Genomic DNA, 505 nt, shown 5'->3' with positions numbered 1-505 from the left:
AAGGCGTCGTGGCGGTCGTCGAAGGCGGTGGCCAGCGTCTCGGCGCGCTGGGCGACCAGCGTCGCGAACAGCCGCATGCGGCTGTCGATGCGCTGAGTGAAGGCGTCGGCACGGGCATCGACCCCGCGGGCCAGCGCCTCGCTCTGCGCCTCGACCGTGTGCACCAGGGCCGCGGTGCGCCCCTCGACGACGCCGTCGAGGTCGCGGATCCGCGCATCGAAGGCCTCGACCAGCGAGCCGGTGCGCCCTTGCGCGGCGTCGAGCAGCGCCTGGCTGCGCTCGCTGAGCAACGTCTCGATCGCCGAACGGGCCTCGTCGAAGGTCGTGCGCAGGGTCTCGATCCGGGTGTCCAGGAGGGCGGCCACGCCCGTAGGCGCCGCGTCGAGGAGGGTACGCAGGTCCTGCGTGCGCGCCTGGACCGCCATAGCGATCTCCCGGCCGCGGCTCTCCACCGAGAGCTCAAGGCTGGATTGCGCCCGCTCGAACAAGGTCCGGAGCTGACCGC

Annotated in this window: 1 protein-coding gene; it reads right to left on the bottom strand. The window is 72.9% G+C overall.

Annotated features, from left to right (window positions below; genetic code table 11):
* Positions 1–505, bottom strand: a 505-nt coding sequence (locus FV228_RS33665; protein WP_187278013.1) for a hypothetical protein, incomplete at both ends; no start/stop codon positions are given.

It is taken from the genome of Methylobacterium sp. WL18 (assembly GCF_008040015.1).
In the GTDB taxonomy this organism is placed as follows: Bacteria; Pseudomonadota; Alphaproteobacteria; order Rhizobiales; family Beijerinckiaceae; genus Methylobacterium; species Methylobacterium mesophilicum.
This window is presented reverse-complemented; position numbering and strand designations above follow the sequence as displayed.